This is a genomic window from Xenococcus sp. PCC 7305 (assembly GCF_000332055.1).
GTDB lineage: Bacteria > Cyanobacteriota > Cyanobacteriia > Cyanobacteriales > Xenococcaceae > Xenococcus.
The window spans coordinates 1-19,058 of sequence record NZ_ALVZ01000199.1 but is presented as its reverse complement, the minus strand read 5'-3'; the positions used below and the strand labels follow the sequence as shown (position 1 = coordinate 19,058).

Annotated in this window: 17 protein-coding genes; 12 read left to right on the top strand and 5 right to left on the bottom strand. The window is 39.5% G+C overall.

The window, feature by feature from the left end:
• Positions 1-49 precede the first annotated feature (49 nt).
• A complete protein-coding gene (locus XEN7305_RS16820; RefSeq protein WP_006510678.1) occupies positions 50-2,353 on the top strand; it encodes a GAF domain-containing hybrid sensor histidine kinase/response regulator in 2,304 nt (767 codons plus the stop codon).
• Positions 2,354-2,519: 166 nt separating this feature from the next.
• On the opposite strand, the gene XEN7305_RS16815 is transcribed toward XEN7305_RS16820, so the two are convergent.
• From XEN7305_RS16815 to rplU, 3 genes are all read right to left on the bottom strand, one after another.
• Entirely contained in the window at positions 2,520-4,982 is a 2,463-nt protein-coding gene (locus XEN7305_RS16815) for an alpha/beta fold hydrolase (protein ID WP_006510677.1), read from the bottom strand.
• 418 nt (positions 4,983-5,400) lie between these two features.
• Positions 5,401-5,676: a 50S ribosomal protein L27 gene (gene rpmA / locus XEN7305_RS16810; RefSeq protein ID WP_006510676.1), complete on the bottom strand. Its 276-nt coding sequence runs from the start codon at positions 5,674-5,676 to the stop codon at positions 5,401-5,403.
• 136 nt (positions 5,677-5,812) lie between these two features.
• A complete protein-coding gene (gene rplU, locus XEN7305_RS16805) occupies positions 5,813-6,196 on the bottom strand; it encodes a 50S ribosomal protein L21 (RefSeq protein ID WP_006510675.1) in 384 nt (127 codons plus the stop codon).
• A gap of 292 nt (positions 6,197-6,488) precedes the next feature.
• Between rplU and XEN7305_RS16800 the strand changes: the two genes are divergently transcribed.
• Together XEN7305_RS16800 and XEN7305_RS16795 are read left to right on the top strand one after the other, a co-directional pair.
• A complete protein-coding gene (locus XEN7305_RS16800) occupies positions 6,489-7,328 on the top strand; it encodes a prephenate/arogenate dehydrogenase (RefSeq protein WP_006510674.1) in 840 nt (279 codons plus the stop codon).
• A 58-nt stretch (positions 7,329-7,386) separates the two neighbouring features.
• Positions 7,387-8,160, top strand: a complete 774-nt coding sequence (locus tag XEN7305_RS16795; protein WP_006510673.1) for an ion transporter — start codon at positions 7,387-7,389, stop codon at positions 8,158-8,160.
• Between the two features lie 201 nt (positions 8,161-8,361).
• Here the strand turns inward: XEN7305_RS16795 and XEN7305_RS16790 are convergent, their stop codons facing one another.
• Entirely contained in the window at positions 8,362-8,700 is a 339-nt protein-coding gene (locus XEN7305_RS16790; RefSeq protein WP_006510672.1) for a DUF805 domain-containing protein, read from the bottom strand.
• Between the two features lie 308 nt (positions 8,701-9,008).
• Between XEN7305_RS16790 and XEN7305_RS16785 the strand changes: the two genes are divergently transcribed.
• Positions 9,009-10,931, top strand: a complete 1,923-nt coding sequence (locus XEN7305_RS16785; RefSeq protein ID WP_006510671.1) for a long-chain fatty acid--CoA ligase — start codon at positions 9,009-9,011, stop codon at positions 10,929-10,931.
• A gap of 167 nt (positions 10,932-11,098) precedes the next feature.
• Here XEN7305_RS16785 and XEN7305_RS16780 read toward each other — a convergent pair whose 3' ends face one another.
• Positions 11,099-11,896, bottom strand: coding sequence for a hypothetical protein (locus XEN7305_RS16780; protein WP_006510670.1), 798 nt, complete (start codon positions 11,894-11,896; stop codon positions 11,099-11,101).
• 161 nt (positions 11,897-12,057) lie between these two features.
• On the opposite strand from XEN7305_RS16780, the gene XEN7305_RS16775 reads away from it, so the two are divergent.
• The 8 genes from XEN7305_RS16775 to XEN7305_RS16740 all read left to right on the top strand — a co-directional run bounded on the left by XEN7305_RS16775 (position 12,058) and on the right by XEN7305_RS16740 (position 18,905).
• Positions 12,058-12,927: a Tab2/Atab2 family RNA-binding protein gene (locus tag XEN7305_RS16775; protein ID WP_006510669.1), complete on the top strand. Its 870-nt coding sequence runs from the start codon at positions 12,058-12,060 to the stop codon at positions 12,925-12,927.
• A 689-nt stretch (positions 12,928-13,616) separates the two neighbouring features.
• Positions 13,617-14,492 (top strand): phycobilisome linker polypeptide, encoded by an 876-nt coding sequence (locus XEN7305_RS16770; RefSeq protein WP_006510668.1) that lies wholly within the window; start codon positions 13,617-13,619, stop codon positions 14,490-14,492.
• 152 nt (positions 14,493-14,644) lie between these two features.
• Complete coding sequence (locus tag XEN7305_RS16765) at positions 14,645-15,409, top strand: phycobilisome rod-core linker polypeptide (protein ID WP_006510667.1); 765 nt, start codon at positions 14,645-14,647, stop codon at positions 15,407-15,409.
• 97 nt (positions 15,410-15,506) lie between these two features.
• Complete coding sequence (locus XEN7305_RS16760; RefSeq protein ID WP_006510666.1) at positions 15,507-16,271, top strand: phycobilisome rod-core linker polypeptide; 765 nt, start codon at positions 15,507-15,509, stop codon at positions 16,269-16,271.
• Between the two features lie 109 nt (positions 16,272-16,380).
• Positions 16,381-16,926, top strand: coding sequence for a phycobiliprotein lyase (locus XEN7305_RS16755; RefSeq protein ID WP_006510665.1), 546 nt, complete (start codon positions 16,381-16,383; stop codon positions 16,924-16,926).
• 55 nt (positions 16,927-16,981) lie between these two features.
• Positions 16,982-17,611 carry a chromophore lyase CpcT/CpeT gene (locus XEN7305_RS16750; protein ID WP_006510664.1) on the top strand — a complete coding sequence of 210 codons (630 nt, stop codon included), beginning with the start codon at positions 16,982-16,984 and terminating at the stop codon, positions 17,609-17,611.
• A 70-nt stretch (positions 17,612-17,681) separates the two neighbouring features.
• Positions 17,682-18,017 carry a hypothetical protein gene (locus XEN7305_RS16745; protein WP_006510663.1) on the top strand — a complete coding sequence of 112 codons (336 nt, stop codon included), beginning with the start codon at positions 17,682-17,684 and terminating at the stop codon, positions 18,015-18,017.
• A gap of 84 nt (positions 18,018-18,101) precedes the next feature.
• On the top strand, positions 18,102-18,905 hold the full coding sequence (locus XEN7305_RS16740; RefSeq protein ID WP_006510662.1) for a biotin--[acetyl-CoA-carboxylase] ligase: 804 nt from the start codon (positions 18,102-18,104) through the stop codon (positions 18,903-18,905).
• Positions 18,906-19,058 lie beyond the last annotated feature (153 nt).

The window sequence follows — 19,058 nt, the reverse complement described above, 5'->3', positions numbered from 1 at the left end:
ATATTGGATAAGGTTCCGAGTCAGATTCTAAACTTGCTGAATTTATCAAATGGGAAAACTGTCCCAGAATTATCAATTTCCGATCATCGAGCGGACTTCAACCAGTGCAGTTTTTAGTCAACTGCGCCGATTGTGGGTTGCAACCGCAAAAAAAGTTGGAAACAATACCTTTTTGGTTACGGAACAAGAATTATTAGCATTAACTCATAACACTTCAGCACTGAATGGTCATCATACATTAAAAAATGAAAAGTTTTCTCTTTTGGTGACCCCAGATTTTAACGCCTTGTTGTTGGGTGTTATTAACCCAGCAGAGAGTTGTTATCAAACTAGCATTAGTTTTGATTCCGAAAATATATCTGATTACATCAATCGCTTACGTAACTTATATCGAAATAATTCGAGAATTGTTGATCTTATAGAGTCTCAAATTGCCGAGAAAATTCCCTCTCAAGTTAATTATGTAGGAGATTTTGTCGAATCTATATTGGATTTACTCGGCACTAATAAAGATCTAAACTTGACCCATCCTTTGCATTCAATTAAAGATTGCTCTCCGAGATTCTCTCCTCCTATGGGGATGTCTCTAAATTACCAGGCAGAGCAGCAAAAAATTCTGGAGCAGTTTAAAAGTCATATTAGTAATAATTGGAAATTATTTGATACTATTCAAATTGCTCTAGAAAGAGTCCGTAAGTTATTAGAAATAGATCGCCTAGTAATTTATCAGTTGAATGTGGCAACTGATACTACTGAAGCCCTACCGAATACTATTGATCGAGTTACTTACGAAGCTTTGGCAACGGAATCTGTTGCTTCGGTACTCAATTTTCATGAAGAACAATGTTTTACTACTTCCCCTCGTTGTTTTACTAAGTATCGTCATGGTTTTAGTTTAGTAATTCATGATATTAGCTTGGAGTCCAATCTTTCGCCCTGTCTGCAAGATTTAATGGTACAACTACAAGTCAAAGCGAAACTTGTAACTCCCATTAATTTGCGCGATCGCTTGTGGGGGTTTTTAATTGCCCATCAATGTGATGTTCCTAGACAGTGGAAAAACCGAGAAATTGAATTTTTGCGTCAGATTGCCAATTATATTGCGATCGCAACCTACAAGAATCAATCTTATCAGCATCTACATAAACAAAAGCAACTGTTAGAAAAGCAAGTTGAAACTCAAGCCCAACAAATAAAAAATGCCCTAGTTGCGGCTCAAATGGCCAATCAATCCAAGAATGAGTTTTTGGGAAATATGAGTCATGAGCTGAGAACTCCTTTAACTCGTGTAATTGGTTTATCAGGTACTTTGTTGCATTGGTCTCTTGCTGAAGGCAAGATTCCTTTACCGATCGAAAAGCAGCGACAATATTTGAAAACAATTCATGATAGTGGAACCCATCTTTTATCATTAATCAATAGCATTTTAGAATTTTCGGAAGTAGAATCGGGCAAGCATCTTCTAAATATTGAGAGAATTTCTCTTTATCGTCTAGCTCGAAAAGTATTGCATTTATGTGAAGAGGAAGCAGCTAATAAATCCATTGATTTAAATTTAGATTTTCTGATCAAACCAACGAACGATTTATTTGATGCTGATGATATAAGAATTCAAGAAATTCTGTTTAATTTAATTAGTAATGCCATTAAATTTACCCCAGCACAGGGACAAGTAAGTTTAAGAATTTGGCGCGAGGGAAAAATAGTAATTTTTGAAGTTGAAGATACGGGTATTGGGATTTCTCAACAGCAAATGCCTCTATTATTTGAAAAGTTTAAACAACTCGAAAATTCCCGTCAACGGATTCATGGTGGGACAGGTCTAGGTCTGGCCCTGACAAAACAACTAGTGGAACTTCATGGTGGAACTATTGAAGTAGAATCTACTGTCGGACAAGGTTCTTTGTTTAGAGTATGTTTGCCTGATCAGATTCGACTGAATCCGATCAAAAACGATGCGATGATCCAAAATGATAGAGAAGTTGAACAATCACGAAATATTATTTTAATTACTGAAGATGATGTGATTGCTACCTTTATTTGCGAGTTATTAACCGCAGCATATTATAAATTAGTCTGGTTAGTGGATGCTAGTAGTGCGATCGAGCAAATTCGTCTCTTAGAACCCAAAATAATTATATTTGATCGGGACCTAGCAACACCAGTCTATGATTTTATTGATATTCTCAAAGACAGATATAATCCAGAAACTTTACAGTTGGTTCTTCTCTGTTCAAGCATGGAGGAGCTGGAATGGGAAATGTTACAACAGGCCGGAGTTAAGGACTATTTAATCAAGTCAACCAACCTACCTCAAATTCTCCAAAAGCTTGATGTTTTAATTGATAGTTGATCTTTTCATATAGCAATTATTTGACTTGTGAGGTGAAAAAATTTACGCTTTTGGGAATAGAGAATAGAGAATAACGTCAGCTCGGCGAATTTTTTTGAATCTGTCAGAACTGAGTAGCTGGTACTGTCAGGTTAAGTTTCAAAATTGATTTAAATAATGTTTTTGATTACCGGTTAAGGCAGTATTGTAAATCATTCAACTCAGTATATAACATTGAATTTAACCATTTTTCTCTGATTTTTTGTTGAGCAGAGGAATCTGCAATAAATTCGTTGATCATGGCTCTCCATTGAGGATCGTCATTAGGGAGAAGCAGTCCATAGAAATCGCAGGTTAAGGGTTGTCTGGGTTGCAAAATGTAATTATCAAGAGATAAATTCTGCCGGTTAACTTCTTCTAGAGACAAAATACTATCACCAGCAAAGGCATCGATGTGTCCCTGGGAAACAGCTTTGACAGCAGATTCTCTTCCTTGGGGACCTTCAAAATATACCAATTCGGCTTGAGGATAGTTATTCTGAACAAATTTTTCAGTGGTCGTATTTTTCAAAACTCCCACTCTCAAACCCTCTAAAGATAGGTTTGGATTAATTTCGGTTTGACGTTGCAGTTGACTCAGAAAACGAGTTCCACTTACCCCGATTGGACTGGAGAAAGTTATTCCTGATAGATCTTGGCGAATAGTATTCGGCCCACATTCTAAATGAACTGTATCTTCTTGGAGCAGGGAAAATCGATTTTCTAGGGTTGAAGGCAGTTGTGCCAACTCTATTTCTAAATCCAAGCCCAACTTGTTGGCCAAATAATTTTTGAGCGCAACGGCCAGATCCCCACAGTAACCAGACCATTCCTTTTGACTGTCTATATAACCGAATGGAGGAGCATCAAGACGCATTGCCACTTTTAGTACTCCAGTGCGTTGAATTTGGTCGATAATACTCTCTTTCCGAATAGTAACAATCGATTCAATGGGTTCAGGAACAACTGGGATAGGAGGATTTCCGTCATAGGCAGTTTCTAATTCTTTAGGAGTCAGAGATGTAATAATCTCAAGGCTCATTGGATTTCCTTTACTTATGGCTTGGGCATAAGCTGAACTTAAATAGGGTAAAAAATCGCTCCTCCCTCGCAAATAAGTCTCAAAAAATGCTACATTCAGTCCCTTAAAGTATTGTCTGCCAAATTCTTGATGTTTTCCCATCAAAATTGGCGGTATCGATTCAGAACCCTCGGCACTTTGTTCGCTAGTAGCAAAATGAGTTCCTGGCTTGAATAACGCTAAGTATTTGGACTCTGACTCCATCCAGACAAAAGGATGAATCTGCTCTGTAACAACTGGAGTTACTAAATCATCGCTTCCAGCAACCATCATTAGGGGAATGTTGATCCTGCTCATGCCTTCTGGACCAAAGATCCCACTAGTAAGTGGATGACCTGAGATCGCAGCTTTGATTCTGGGGTCGCCTAAATAAAAATTTTGAGGAGGCAAAAATTGGGCTCGGCACTGTAGAAATAAAGATACATTCAAAATTATATTTTCTTGGTTACAAGTTTCAATCAAACGAGCATGATTAACATTTGCTCCTGCAAGGGAAAGGACCGTAGTTCCTCCGAGAGAATCACCCAACAAGCCAATTTGCTTTATATTTAACAACTTTTCCCATTGAGAATCAGAGGCAACTAATTCTTCCAATTGATCGATTAAAAAGGAAATTTCTTGGGGGCGATTAACAAACTCGATGGGGCTAAGCAGTGTATTCAGCCTTCCTTCGAGAAAGGTTTGACGAAAGGATAGGTTACTGCCGATGTGCTCTGGGACCACAACGACAAAGCCATAGGAAGCTAGATGTTCGGCAATAAAAACAAAATTATCTTTAATTGCACCAAATCCATGGGAAACAATAATAATTGGTGCGGGCTGACTCAATCCTTGAGGGATAAATACATTGACTGGAAAGTCGTAGTTAACGGATAAACCGGTTTTAGTTTTACGCAGAGCTGGATTATTAACTGTTAGAGTTTTGAGCTCGAAGTCATAGGAGCCTAGCTGACTTAAGTCCGACAAATTAGTTAAATTTAAATCCCATTGAGATTCTACTTCTTTTTGCGCCCTGGTTTCGATCGCTTGCACCACGGCTTGTTTATAGTCCAAGTAATCCTCTAATATCCGTCTTAGTTGGAGCAAATCTTGGACATTAACTTCAATCGTTTCGGTAGGAAATTGTGCAATGGCGTCGAGAATGGTCCAGCCCTCCCCATCTGAATTTGCAGCAGCTCCAAGTAGGGCAGCTCGCAGTCCATAAAATCCATTCCGCTTAGGCGTGAAGCGAACTAATTTGCCTATTTGAGCAATCGTTTTCCGTCCTAGAGGGGAATAACTCAGATTATAGGTCTGCACGACATCTAATTGCAGACGTTGCTGAAGTCCTTGACGTAACTCTGCCATAATTTGATCGTCGAGAAACGAATTAAATAGCTTGAGATTCCCTGTTATTTCTCCAGATTCGGCAAAGGTTTCTAGAGATTCAATAGATAAAGATAGGGTCAGAGGACCAATAACATGAAAACGGATTGTTTCCGCACTGGCACTGGGGCGAGCAGTTATGCCTTTCATTACAGCAGCTGTCATTGTTATCAAGCTAATATAAGTAAAGCTCCATAGAATTCCTGATATGTGTTTTGTAACTTTTGTCATCATCTGTGAAGTAATTAGAGCAAATTCTAGGAACATATTATTACAGAGTTAGATTCGACTGACTCCCCCAGAGGGTACTGTCAGGTTAACTAAAATCAAGCATCTTATTAAGAAATTTCTCGTCTAGCTCACGTAGAATAGGGAATAGGGAATAGGGAATAGGGAATCATCATAAAAAAAATTCGCGAACACAAGTCGCGAATTTGATTGTTATTTTTTCTAATAATCGCTTGGCGATTCTAGTAGACGTGGGAGCAAATAAGCTATCTATCAACAAAGAGCAAAAAGCTGACAGGTCAATACTTATTACTTATTACTTTCACGACTTACTTATTACTTCCACGAATCGGCACTAAGCTGTTGCTGCAACTTCAGCTAGAGGATAAACACTAACTTTTTGTTGTCCTCTCTTGCGATACTCGAATTTCACTTCGCCTTCAATAAGCGAGAACAAAGTGTCATCTTTACCGCGACCAACATTATTTCCAGGGTGAAATTTAGTGCCTCTTTGACGAACTAAGATGCTACCTGCGGTCACGGATTGACCACCATAGCGTTTAACGCCCAATCGTTTGGAATTTGAATCGCGACCGTTACGAGTACTACCAGTACCTTTTTTGTGAGCCATATTTATTCTCCAAGTGTATTTAAATAAATAGTATTAACGAATTTCTACTCCAACAGCCTCAGTTAAGGAAGAGGTTCGAGATGGGGAAATATGCCCTTTAAACCTAAAACCTAACCCCCTAATGCCTAAAACCTAATTACTCCTCTGAATCATCAGCTGTGATAGGAGTTTCAGTAGTTTCGGGAGCAGCTGCAATTACAGAGCCTCCCATACTAATAGAATTAATCATTAAACGACTTAACTCTTGGCGGTGTCCTCGTTTTTTACGAGTTTTCTTTTTCGGCTGCATTTTGTACACGATAACTTTTTTACCGCGACGATGGCGCAATACCGTACCTTCTACTGTAGCTCCTTCAATGTAAGGCTGCCCGATGGTGATTTCATCATCGTTATTTACTAGTAAAACTTTGTCTACTGTGTAATTGGATTCAGCGTCTACAGGAAGTAGATTGATATCGTAAAAACGGCCTGGCTCCACTTTGAGTTGTATACCGCCAGCTTCAATAATTGCGTAAGTCATAGGTTAATCTGAAATTTAGTTTGCCGTAGGGGTAGTCGCATAAAAGCGATGTAAAATTCCATTTTGAATAAGAATTCCAGCTTGTTGCGACATTTTTGTCGATTAACAACTAAAAATCAAAAACCAAAAACTGAAAGAGGTAATTTTCAATTTTCCATTATCAATTTTCCATTGTTAAAGATGTCTGAACCCGATCCGAGCATGAATAGACACACAGCCTCCCATTATCTTTAATAAAGATGAATCTTGTCAAGTTCCTATATGATCTTTGATAGTGAATATTTTGACAGCTATGAAGATTGGAATTGTCGGGTTAGGTTTGATTGGTGGCTCTTTAGCTTTAGATTTAAAATCTCTGAATCACCAAATTCTGGGAGTATCACGGAAAGTAACAACCTGTGAAATTGCTGTGGCCAGAGGAGTTGTCGACGAAGCGAGCACCGAATTGAGTTTGCTACAAGACTCGGAAATTGTGATTATCTGTACTCCCATAGGCGCGATCGCCAGAACCTTGAAACAACTAATTCCCTATCTCGAACCCAATACTATCGTTACCGACGTCGGATCAGTTAAAAAAAACATCGTAGATGAATGCTCTGGTTTATGGACAAATTTCATTGGTGGTCACCCCATGGCAGGAACCGCAGAACAAGGGATCAAGGCCGCACAAAGCGATTTATTTCAGGGTGCGGCTTATGTTTTCACTCCCAGTCGAAATACTAAAGATATTGATCTAGAGAAGTTACAAACTCTGGCAATATCTGTGGGTGCAATTCCTTATATTTGTGCTCCCGAAGTCCACGATCGCGCTGTTGCTTGGATCTCCCATCTTCCAGTCATGGTTAGTGCCAGCCTAATTACTAGTTGCCTTGGAGAAAAAGATGCTGAAGTATTAAAACTGGCAAAACAGCTCGCTAGCTCTGGCTTTCGAGATACCAGTCGTGTCGGTGGGGGCAATCCTGAATTGGGAAGAATGATGGCAGAATATAATAGTCAGGCTTTGTTGCGATCGCTTTATGAATATCGTGACAATTTAGGGCAAATTATCAAATTGATAGAACAGAAAAAATGGGATAACCTAGCAGCAAACTTACAAGTTAACCAACAATCTCGTCCAGATTTTTTAAATTGATTTTTAAATTAAAGTTTTACTATTGCTGAACCAAATTGCATCTCCCCATAAACAATTAATGAAGGAAAAGGTTGCTTATTATCTAGATGATATTGAAACTCCTATTGGCTTAACAGCTAATTTAGTAATTTTAGGGTTAATTTTACTTTCTTTAGTTATATTTGTTACCGAAACCTACCCAATTGGTGATTCATTAGCTCAGATTCTGCATCTAGTTGATCTGGGTATTTTAGTAATTTTTACGATTGAGTATAGTTGCCGATTTTGGTCATCTGAGAATAAAGCAAGATTTTTTTTTAGCGGTTTTTCTTTAATAGATTTGATCGCTATTTTCCCCCTAGTTTTCGGAGTCATGGATATTCGGTTTATCCGAATATTTCGCTGGTTTAGACTTTTAAGAATTATTCGTTTTTGGAGATTGGAGACCAAAATATTAGGCATAGAAACCGAAGATGCCCTTGCTTTTGCCAAGATATTTTTGACGCTATTTTCTTTAATTTTTATCTATGCTGGATTGATTTTTCAGGTCGAGAGCCCATTTCACCAAGGAAATTTAAATAACTTTTTTGATGCTTTCTATTTTGTAGTCGTTACTATGACAACAGTCGGATATGGTGATGTGACACCTCTGTCTGAAGCAGGTAAGGCGATGACTTTGATGATGATTTCCACAGGAGTTTTGTTTATTCCTTGGCAACTTAGAGAACTTGTCGGCCAATTCCAGAAAAATACGAATGTTGTGCAAAAGCAATGTCGCAATTGCAACTTATCTCGCCACGATATCGACGCGAATTTTTGTAAACAATGTGGTGCCAGCCTTGAAGTAAATTGAAGACTAATTATTCTGGCGTTGCTGAATCCAGATATGAACTTGTTTCGCGCAAAGGCGCAAAGACGCAAAGAAAGAAGCAAAGAAGATTAGTCCAAAATTCTTTCATGTTTTAAATCAGCAACGCCATTATTCTAAAATTAATTGGGAATTACGGAAATCCGCGATCGCATGATGCTCTTCTCTTTAGGAATCTAAATGCTGTTATAAGCTAGGAGCAGATCCAAATCTGTTTTCTCCTTCAGTTCCTTTAGTAATGGCAAATATGAGATTTGCGATCGGTACAATTATCCACCATCCACTGCGATCGGTGTCATGCATTCTCCGAACACCCACAGCAAGACTCGGAACTAGAGTAGCTAGTGTATAAATATTGCCAAGAATGCTTTGGTCTGTACTGGTAATTGCTCCAAGAACTCCCGAGATCAATCCCACCCCAATCGCAACGATGAAGTTAAAGAGGAAAAACATCCAGTACTCAGTTCGATGTGCTCTTCCACTGAAAACTGCATACTTTTTCCAAACTTGGATATACCATTTCATTGTTTTATGCTCCACTTAAATTTAGGGGTGACCACTCTACATGGGCAGTCTAATTTATCTAAAAAAAAAGCTGACTAGTTTTTTAATAAAATCTTTTAAGCTAATGCTTTTATCACAAGCAAATAATTGTAGTTTGTAATCTAATGTTTATTCTAAGTTGTCAAAACCACGCTTGGCAATCTAACCTACATATTTTTTTACTTTTTCCACCGTGCGATCGCAAATCTGTCTACTAGTTATTATTAATTGATCTAAAATCCAATTATTCTTACCTTAAATTAGAGATTACGGAAAATTGCGATCGCATTATGACTATTAATTCTTATATAAACTATAAATCTGTTAATTCTTTGCCTGAAATTTGGCCAATCGCGGCTCAAGCATTTGGTGGGATCATGGCTTTAAATGCGCCTCATCTTAAGTCTAAAGTCACTTTAAGCTATCAAGAACTTTATCAAAAAATTCAGTGTTGTGCCGCAGGATTGCAAGCCTTGGGTGTTTCCTCTGGAGACAAAATAGCCTTGTTTGCCGATAATAGCCCCCGTTGGTTGATTGCTGACCAAGGAATTATGATGGCGGGTGGAGTCGATGTTGTTCGCTCGGGTAGCGCAGAACAACAGGAACTACTTTATATATACGAAAATAGTGATAGCAGTAGCTTAATCGTAGAAAACCTCAAAACTTTAAATCGTCTATCTCCTCAAATCGAAGCATTATCTTTAAAATTTATTATCTTGCTTTCCGATGAAGAAATTCCCACAAGCTCAAGTACCAAAATTCTTAATTTCTCTCAACTATTAGAGCTCGGCAGTAATCATTCCCTAGCAAAAGTTACCCAAGACAAATCAACTTTAGCAACTCTCATCTATACTTCCGGTACCACCGGCAAACCCAAAGGGGTCATGTTGTCCCACGGTAATTTGTTGCATCAGGTCAATAATCTCCGACAAATTATTCTCTGCGAACAAGGCGATCGCGTCTTAAGTATTCTTCCTAGCTGGCATGCCTACGAAAGAAGTGCGGAATATTATCTACTATCCCAGGGCTGCACCCAATATTATACTAATCTGCGATCTCTAAAATCCGACCTCAAAACATATCAACCCCACTACATGATCGGCGTCCCTCGTCTCTGGGAATCTCTTTATGAAGGTGTTCAAAAACAGTTTCGCGAGCAAGCTCCGACCAAACAAAAATTGATTAATTGGTTTTTTAATCTGTCACAAAAATATGTCATGGCGCGTCGTCTGTCTCGGGGATTGGATTTAGATAATTTACAACCTTCTGCGATCGCAAAGTTATTCGCCACTCTCCAAACATTTGCTCTCTTACCGTTGCATCTTCTAGGAGACAAAATCGTTTACCAAAAAGTTCGAGATGCCGTGGGTGGCAAAGTAAAAACCTTTGTTAGTGGTGGTGGTTCTCTAGCAAAACATTTAGATGATTTTTATGAGCTGGTAAATATTCCTGTGTTGGTCGGCTATGGTCTTACCGAAACAGCTCCTGTAACTAATGCGCGAACCTTGGATCGCAACTTCTCCAAAACATCAGGACAGCCGATCGCCGAAACAGAAATCAAAATAGTTAATCCCGAAACCAAAGAAGCTTTACCCACAGGAGCCAAGGGACTTGTCCTCATTCGAGGCTCTCAGGTCATGCAAGGTTATTATAAAAACCCCGAAGCCACAGCTAAAGCGATTGATGCTGAAGGTTGGTTTGATAGTGGAGATCTCGGTTGGGTCACCCCAGATAATGACTTGGTATTAACAGGCAGAGCCAAAGATACGATTGTGCTGACTAATGGTGAAAATATTGAACCTCAACCGATAGAAGATGCTTGTATTCGCAGTAGTTATATAGATCAGATTATGTTGGTTGGACAAGACCAACGGGCTTTGGGCGCATTGATTGTTCCGAACCTAGAAACTGTACAACAATGGATTACTCAACAAAACCTGCAACTGCAATTGCCATCTTCCGAAGCTGATTTAGCAACTGTGGCCAATAGCGCTCTCTACAGTAAACCCATTCGGGATCTGTTTCGTAAAGAACTGACTCGTCAAGTACAAGATCGCCCAGGATATCGGACTGATGATCGCATCACCGATTTTCAATTTATTCTCGAACCTTTTTCCCAGGAAAATGGCACAATGACGCAAACATTTAAAATTAAGCGCCCTCAAGTCCGAGAAAAATATCAGGAACTAATCGATCAAATTTATGAGTCTTAGTTATCGGTAAGGCAGAGGGCAGAAGGCAGAAGGCAGAAGGCAGAAGGCTTTAATCTAGTAAACTTGGATATAATAAAAACACTATACCAACCAGCTCTAAAGCTTGATATTACAAACTTTTGACTCTTGACTTTTGACTCTTGACTCTTGACTTCCGCGCAGCGACACTAATCTCTTTCGATTTTGACCCTTTTGGTCACCATAGTAATGCCATCGCTTCTCACCACAATCGCAGATAACCAGTGATTGTCAGGAAGTAATGGCGCTGTGACCACCTTATAGATTCCTCCTGCAGAAAGAGGCTCCAACTCCAACGTACTAGGATTAATATAGAGCTCACTAGCTGTCTTTTCTTCCAGGGCTGCACCAAGTAAAACCTTGTTCTCTAAAGGTTCAGTCACAATAACATCAAAACTATATTTCTCGCCCACTGTCACTGTATCAGGAGCGATCGCCTTAAGCTCAGGCGGTTGGGAACCAGTTTTAAGCTCGGTTTGCTCTGAAATAATATCTTGCCGAATTATTTGCTGGTCTTGAAAATACTGTCGCGATCGCATAGTAGAGTTTAAACTAATAGCTCTGCCTTGGTCTATTTGAGAGCCATCCATCTGGGTTAGAGTTTCTACGACGAAAAGATCTCCTTGTTGCTCCCAAGATTCAATGGTGGTTTGGTATCGCAATCGAGGATAATTTGACCAAACTTGTTCTAGGGCTTGGCCCATCACCTCAACAGTTAAACCATCACTATTAGTAAAATTGGCATTATAAAAATTCATCAACTTTGATAAATCCTGAGCATTGGCTGCTTTCTCAATTTCGGAAATCGTTGCCCTTAGATCGCTGGGAATGGTTTCAGCCGAATCGGCTCTGACTTCACCTACTAAAGTTGTCAAGATTCCGACACTTAACAATAAGGGAGCGATCGCCTTGAAACAATTTTGTTTCGCCATTGGATTGTTATTCATACATCTCAAATTTGTTAGCAGCTATCAAAATCTATCTTATCTTCATCTTCGTTACTAATTTAGATAACTGATGACCTGAAAAAATCATAAAATACTCACTACCCGCTAAGGTTTATTCTCATCAGGGTAAATCATTTAATATAAAAAGCTTAAAAAACAATATGAGTAATGTCATTTGGGAATTAGATTTTTATTCCCGTCCGATTTTAGACGAGAATCAAAAAAAAGTCTGGGAAGTCTTAATCCAGGAAAGCCCCACTACTACGGATCGATCGCTAGATGACCTGTTTAGATATGCTCAATATACTTCTAGTAAAACTATTAATTCCCTATGGTTGAGCGAAGCTATTGAAAAAGCGATCGCAGAATCGGGAACCAAGCCCCGTAAAATCCGATTCTTCCGTCGCCAAATGAATAATATGATTACCAAAGCCTGCGAAGAGTTAGGTATCGCTGCAATTGCTAGTCGTCGTACCTATGCTCTAGCACAATGGATAGAAGATAGAATGACCTCTGTTTACCCCAACGAAACAGGATACGACCAGAAAGCTGCCAATTCTGCTTCCGTCAAATATCCTCCTCTCAATGCCATTCCTCTTCCTGATGCGGTGCGTGGCGATAAGAATGATCGCTGGGCTTTTGTAAGTTTAGATTGCTCTGCTTTTGCCGAAATGTCTGAATGGGAAATTAATTTTGGAGAAGCTTTTCCCCTATCTCTGGCCAATATTGCGGGTGAAACTAAAATTCCTGGGCTTATTTTCTTCTCTCCTCGCGCTAATCCTTTGGCGGCTTGGATGTCTGGCCTGGAAATGGGTTACTTGCAACTGGAAATCACTTCTCGTCCCAGATTGCGCCTCGAAACAGGTGCTAGTGACAGTTGGATCTTAGCTAACGTCACAAATCCTCAAATTCTCTCAGAAGCCAAAGGATTTGAAGCTAGTAAAAAGGAAGCTCAGGGTGTTCATTTTCTTGCAGTCCAATCAGATCCCGAGTCCGAATCTTTTGCTGGGTTTTGGCTACTCAAAGACTAGTATTTTTGTAGTACATTCTCCTACGATAAAACAGTTAATTGATTGAGGATTAACAAGTGGGAAAAAATATTAAGTTTTATGATTTTATGTGGTGGTTTGATGATAAAGGACCATCGATTTACCACGGACCGTCTCAATAAAAGCCTGGGATCATTTAGAATCCGTGTAATATATCCTCATTAAGATTTACAAAACTTGATGATATCGGTTCTGGCTGCATTGTATAAAAGAACTTATCAGGACGATGCTAAGCATAATTCTCTATGTAAACCAATATGGAGGTTTGACTTGATAGTTATCACTGATAAAACTCCCCTTTTAAAATGCAAAAGGCGCAAGCCCTTACGCATCAAACAATCTGGGTCTGGGTCTTCTGCCATTGTATAGGCTGAAGACTTAGCCCCCCAATAATTTCTAACAAAACCGTAAACTTCGGTTGTTAGGGAAAGTTAGCGTAGAGAAGAAAATTTACCTGTTGTTTTGAGGCAATTTACTTCATTGCGTTGGCATTTTTTGGCAACTGTATTTATTTGGGTGTTGTTTTAAGGGAGCAAGTAAATAAGCATTAAGTAGCTTCCTATATTTAAGTTGACCTTATCTGTAGGGGGGACTTGTTGCCATTTTAGGGATAGTGTGTTCATCACATTAAAAGCCTAAAAAAATATTATTATGCGAAGGGAGATTTAGTAATGGTTTTTGGACCAGCATCCGAACTTGGTGTCGGTTTGTTTGAAGATACGGCTGCTTTTGAATATGTACCTGGTCGTTCTGACGAAGAAGCAGAAAGTATTATCCGAGCTGTTTACAGGCAGGTATTGGGTAATGCTTATGTCATGGAAAGTGAAAGAGCAACGATCCCCGAATCCCAATTCAAACTGGGTGAGTTGAGTGTTCGTGAATTTGTGCGTGCGATCGCCAAATCCGACGCTTATATGTCTCGCTTCTTTGACAAAGCTCCTCGTTATCGCTTTATCGAGCTAAATTTCAAACATCTTTTGGGTCGTGCACCTAATAGTTTTGAAGAAATGAGAGCCCATAGCACCATTCTTGACAATGGTGGCTACGAAGCAGAAATCGATTCCTATCTTGATAGTGACGAGTATCAAGAAGCTTATGGTGAATTTTTCGTTCCCTTCTATCGTGGTTATAAGAGTAAACCTGGTCAGACTATGGTTGAGTTTACTCATATGTTTGCCATGTTGCGAGGTGCCTCTTCTAGCGACTTCAAAGGAAGTTTAGCTGGAAAAACCCCTGTTCTTAATAAAAATATTATTCAAGGCACTCCTTTGGCGGTTATTCCTCCCTCTAGCGGGGTTGCTGGCAACGGCTGGTCTTTCCAAGATACGACTCTGGGTGCTCGTTCTCGTCATGGGGTTGGCGCTAGTTCTAATGGAAAAGTATATAGAATCGAGGTAACTGCTTATGCTTCTCCAGGTGCGGTAAATCGCGTTTCCAGATTCCGCCGTAGCAACAAAGTGTATCTTGTTCCTTTTGAAAAGCTGTCCGATGAATACAAGCGTATCCACAGACAAGGCGGTCAGATTGCCAGTATTACCTCTATCTAGATCCCTTAACAGTTGTCCTCATTTGTCCCATCTTTTGTGGGATAACAGGAACAAGTCGGTTGACGGTTGCCAGTAAAGAGCAACTATTGACTAACTAACTGCTAAAGCTGTTTAGAAACTAATAACTACAAAATTCAGGAGAAATCAATAAAATGCCAGTTGTAGATGCTCGTTTTGAGCTTTGGGAGACCAGTAGTGCTGACGAAAAAGCAGCAGTGATTCGTGCTGTTTATAATCAGGTTTTAGGAAATCCTTATGTAATGGAGAGCGAACGCCTAGTAAATGCTGAGTCCCAACTTTGTAATGGAACTTTAAGCGTTAGAGAGTTTGTGCGTGCCGTGGCGAAATCTGACTTTTACCGCGCTCGTTATTTTGAATCTTGTGCTCCTTATCGTTTTGTGGAGCTAAACTTCAAACATCTATTAGGACGTGCTCCTGACGACCAAGCAGAACTTTCAGCTCATATCCAAACTGCTGTTAACCAAGGTTATGACGCAGAAATTGACTCCTATATCGATAGCCAAGAATATTCTGACAAGTTCGGCGAGAATATTGTTCCCTACTATACTGGAGCGAAAACTGAAATCGGCAAAAAACAAGTTAACTATAATCGTACCCAGTCTCTATTTAAAGGGTATGCAGAAATTGATAGTGCCAACAAGGCATCTTTGTTGGTAAGCAGTGTGGCTGGGAACTCTGCTGTATCTGCTGCTCGTAGCACAGCTAGTGGTCGGATTGCGGCCTATAAAGACGCCACAGAAAAAACTTTTAAAATCGTAGTTAGTGGCTCTAAATTTGATAGTCCTCGCCGCGTGAGTACGACTGAGTACACTGTTCCTGGTAATCGCATGACTCCTCAAATCCAGCGAATCAATCGCACTGGAGCCAAGATTGTCAGCATTACCGAAGTCGCCTAAATAAATGATGTAAAGGCTGTAAAATCTATTTTTTTATGCCATAGAGATTACAGCTTTTTTTGATTAATTAATTTTTAAAAATTCAGGAGAAATTTCAATGTCACTTTGGGTAGAAACTACTGCACCCGTTGAATTGCGTCCCAATTTCACAGAAGATGACTTGCAAACTGTAATCCGTGCTGTTTACAAGCAGGTATTGGGGAACGCTCATCTTCTAGAAGGCGATCGCTTAGACGAAGCCGAGTCCATGTTGCGAAATGGCGACATTACTGTTAAAGAATTTGTTCGCAAAGTAGGACAATCGGCACTCTACCAATCCAAGTTTTTCGATAATTCCTATCAATATCGTTTTATTGAACTCAACTGCAAACATTTCTTGGGCCGTGCGCCTCAAGATCAAGTAGAAATCGCTCGCCATGTCCTTATCTATAGCGAAGAGGGTTATGGAGCAGATATCGATTCCTATATCGATAGCGATGAGTATAACGAAAGCTTTGGCGAGAATGTTGTGCCCTATCCTCGTAATAACGTTTCCCAAACAGGAAGCAAAAATGTAGATTTCAATCGTACATTTAGCCTTTTCCGTGGTGATGCTACTAGCGATTCTGGTCAGTCTTCTCGCTTGATTAGTGATTTAGGGGCTAATGCATCTTCCAAAATTGCCCCAGCTGCCAAAGGTAGTGGCAATGTTAGCAACACAGGAAAACGTTTTCGGATTACTGTTGCTAAAGCTGGTAACGGTGCTAACTATCGTCGGAGTAATAGCACTTATGAAGTTGGTTATGCTCAATTGACGCAAAAGATTCAGAATATCCATAAACTAGGTGGAAAAATAGCTAGTATTACTGAAGTAACTCAGTAATCAACGGCGCGAATTTGTGGGGATATTCTAAGGGAGAAGTCCCCACAAACATTATAAAAATTGATAACTAAATAATAATCATAAGAAATTAATAAAATACTAAAACTGCATGAATATTGTCGAATTTGTGAAGCTTTCTCTGGGTGAATGGCGATCGCAGCGCAGTGCGCATCATTTAGCTTTTCAACATTTTGAAGCCGTAACTTCTGAGATAGCAATTATCGGTTTAGATGCAGAAGATTCTCGGGTTATCGAGCTTTGTAAAAGTAATCATATTGACCCCAAATTAGCGACTAGTCCTTTTAAAATGACTTGGGAAGGGGAATCTGATTGGGATGAAGATGAGCCTGAGACCATGTCAGGTTCGACTATTCTCGTGCCAATCCCTGATGGGGATGATCTGACTAGAGGGAAGTTGCTTAGAGAGCAAGGTTATGCCGAAACTATTCCTTCGATTGGGGAATATGAGATTGGAGAAGACGGTACTTTCGTTTTGGTAACCAAATACGATCGTGCAGCGGCAGAAGAAAAAATTTGGTTTGCAACGCCTAACTTGCGGTTTAGGGTTTCCTTAATCAAAACCAGTAGTGGGAAAGGTGTGACGACAGCATCTTTTTCTTCAGAGATTCGTTCTCTGAAAAATTCCCAAGAATAAAAGTTAAATCTCAATATTCATAATTCATAATTTATAATTTCTACTTTCTATTCAGATGTTAATCAAAAGCGATCGCACTAGAGAGACAGAATCAACTCTACTAATAGATCTCGCCAAAGTGATGGCTGGGGATTTTAGCAATCAAAAACAGGCTTTTGCTAATTCTAAAGACTATGCTCATATCCGCGTTTTTTTTCGCCCGTTGCCCTGGGAATTTTTCGGCGCGATCGGCTTCTACTCAGAACAGGTTTATGATTACGATCTTTGGACACCCTATCGTCAGGGAATACATCGTCTTGTAGATAAAGGCGATCATATTTACATTGAAAATTATAGTCTTCAAGATCCTGTTATTTATGCAGGGGCAGGGCATAATAAGGACATCATCCAAACGATTAGTCCCACATCCATTGACAGACGTTATAACTGCTCAATGGTTTTTAAACAGGATGGCGAGGTATTCCGTGGAGCTGTTGAACCGGGGAATAAATGTTTAATTCATCGCAAAGGTGTAGAGACCTATTTAGTTAGCGATGTTGAAATAACTGAAACCACTTGGATTAGTTTGGATCGAGGAATGGATCTTAATACAGGAGAACAAATTTGGGGTTCAGCAAAAGGACCTTTGAAATTTGAAAAACGCGCGAGTTTTGCTGATGAATTACCATTATCTCAACTCTTATAGAGACGCAGCTTTTGGAAACGGAGCTTCCTCTGACTTCGTAAATCTGATTTTTAGATAACAAAGAAACTTTATGATTACTTCGGAGCTAAAACAGAGTATGCTGCCACCAGTAGCTCGCAAGAAAATGCAGTGTTGGATCAGAAGTCGACATTTGATTTGTTCAGGCAATTTCTATATCCTTGAAACTTTAGAATATTCCACTGTCGAAAGATTTGAAGAATGTGTCAAAAGTTTAGGCGGAACCTTGATTGCTGTTGAACCCGTCAGAAAAGTTTGGATTGGTAATCATCGTAAGGTAGTACTTTATCAAGCGAAGGCCAGTTTACATACTCCGCATCATGAACTCAAACAATATTGGATTAAATATGGTGGGTTTTATACGAGATTTGATGAACGCTCTTGTTAATTGATGGCAGAGGGCAGAAGGCAGAAGGCAGAAGGCAGAGGGCAGTCCCGTCAAGCCGGATAATAAGGGCAGAGGGCAAAAGTAGTGAGTTTTAATCTAAAGATTTATCAACAGGAACTTACGAAACTTGCCACAGTCTATAAACTAAACCCCGTTGATTTATATGTCTTTGAGATTATCCCCTCCACAAATCAAAAAATATTGTCTTTGATCGATGAGGGGAAGTCTCTGCCTATAGCCGCAATTGCGCTACAACAAACCTCAGGAACAGGTCAATGGGGTAGAACTTGGCAATCTTCTCTTGGTGGTCTATATCTTTCGGTAGCGATTAGGCCAAATATTTCTTTAGATGATAGTTGGCATCTGATTATGGCCACTGCATGGGGCATTGCGAAGAGGCTGAGAAATTTGAATATTCCCGTATCTTTAAAATGGCCCAATGATTTGATCTTGCAAAATCGCAAACTTGGAGGCATCAAAATTGAGACTCGCACCAGCAAAGGCAAGATAAAATATGCTGTTATTGGAGTGGGAATTAATTGGACTAATCCTGTTCCCGAATTGGGGATTAATTTACAATCCTATTTGCAGGAACAAGAACGAACTTCTATTACTTGTCTCGAACAGTTAACAGCTATTACTATTCAGGGAATTCTCTCAGGATATCGGCATTATTTAGACAACGGTGGCTGTCAAATATTAGCTAATTATGAAAAAATGCTGACTAGCATCGGACAGGAAGTTACAGTCAATAATTATCTTGGTGTAGTTACAGGCGTGACAATTCAAGGCGCATTAAAAGTTCGTCTACAATCTCCTGGCGCTTCTACAGAAATATGTTTATCACCTGGTCAAATTAGTTTGGGTTATCCGCAATGCGATAAGTAATGAGTAATAAGTAATGAGTAATGAGTCAATACTTCTCGCTTAGGGAAATAGGGATGTAGGGAATTAGGGAAATCTAGCTATTATTATTCCCCAAACCCCTAAAACCCCAAATCCCAAATCGTTAGGTTTTTAAAGTCAATCTTTAAACGAGAA

Coding starts and splice junctions, on each gene's coding strand:
- XEN7305_RS16755 (WP_006510665.1), top strand. CDS start 16,381: ATGAATATTGTCGAATTTGTGAAGCTTTCTCTGGGTGAATGGCGATCG.
- XEN7305_RS16795 (WP_006510673.1), top strand. CDS start 7,387: ATGAAGGAAAAGGTTGCTTATTATCTAGATGATATTGAAACTCCTATT.
- XEN7305_RS16790 (WP_006510672.1), bottom strand. CDS start 8,700: ATGAAATGGTATATCCAAGTTTGGAAAAAGTATGCAGTTTTCAGTGGA.
- XEN7305_RS16815 (WP_006510677.1), bottom strand. CDS start 4,982: ATGACAGCTGCTGTAATGAAAGGCATAACTGCTCGCCCCAGTGCCAGT.
- XEN7305_RS16765 (WP_006510667.1), top strand. CDS start 14,645: ATGCCAGTTGTAGATGCTCGTTTTGAGCTTTGGGAGACCAGTAGTGCT.
- XEN7305_RS16800 (WP_006510674.1), top strand. CDS start 6,489: ATGAAGATTGGAATTGTCGGGTTAGGTTTGATTGGTGGCTCTTTAGCT.
- XEN7305_RS16780 (WP_006510670.1), bottom strand. CDS start 11,896: ATGAATAACAATCCAATGGCGAAACAAAATTGTTTCAAGGCGATCGCT.
- XEN7305_RS16745 (WP_006510663.1), top strand. CDS start 17,682: ATGATTACTTCGGAGCTAAAACAGAGTATGCTGCCACCAGTAGCTCGC.
- XEN7305_RS16775 (WP_006510669.1), top strand. CDS start 12,058: ATGAGTAATGTCATTTGGGAATTAGATTTTTATTCCCGTCCGATTTTA.
- XEN7305_RS16750 (WP_006510664.1), top strand. CDS start 16,982: ATGTTAATCAAAAGCGATCGCACTAGAGAGACAGAATCAACTCTACTA.
- rplU (WP_006510675.1), bottom strand. CDS start 6,196: ATGACTTACGCAATTATTGAAGCTGGCGGTATACAACTCAAAGTGGAG.
- XEN7305_RS16785 (WP_006510671.1), top strand. CDS start 9,009: ATGACTATTAATTCTTATATAAACTATAAATCTGTTAATTCTTTGCCT.
- XEN7305_RS16820 (WP_006510678.1), top strand. CDS start 50: ATGGGAAAACTGTCCCAGAATTATCAATTTCCGATCATCGAGCGGACT.
- XEN7305_RS16760 (WP_006510666.1), top strand. CDS start 15,507: ATGTCACTTTGGGTAGAAACTACTGCACCCGTTGAATTGCGTCCCAAT.
- rpmA (WP_006510676.1), bottom strand. CDS start 5,676: ATGGCTCACAAAAAAGGTACTGGTAGTACTCGTAACGGTCGCGATTCA.
- XEN7305_RS16770 (WP_006510668.1), top strand. CDS start 13,617: ATGGTTTTTGGACCAGCATCCGAACTTGGTGTCGGTTTGTTTGAAGAT.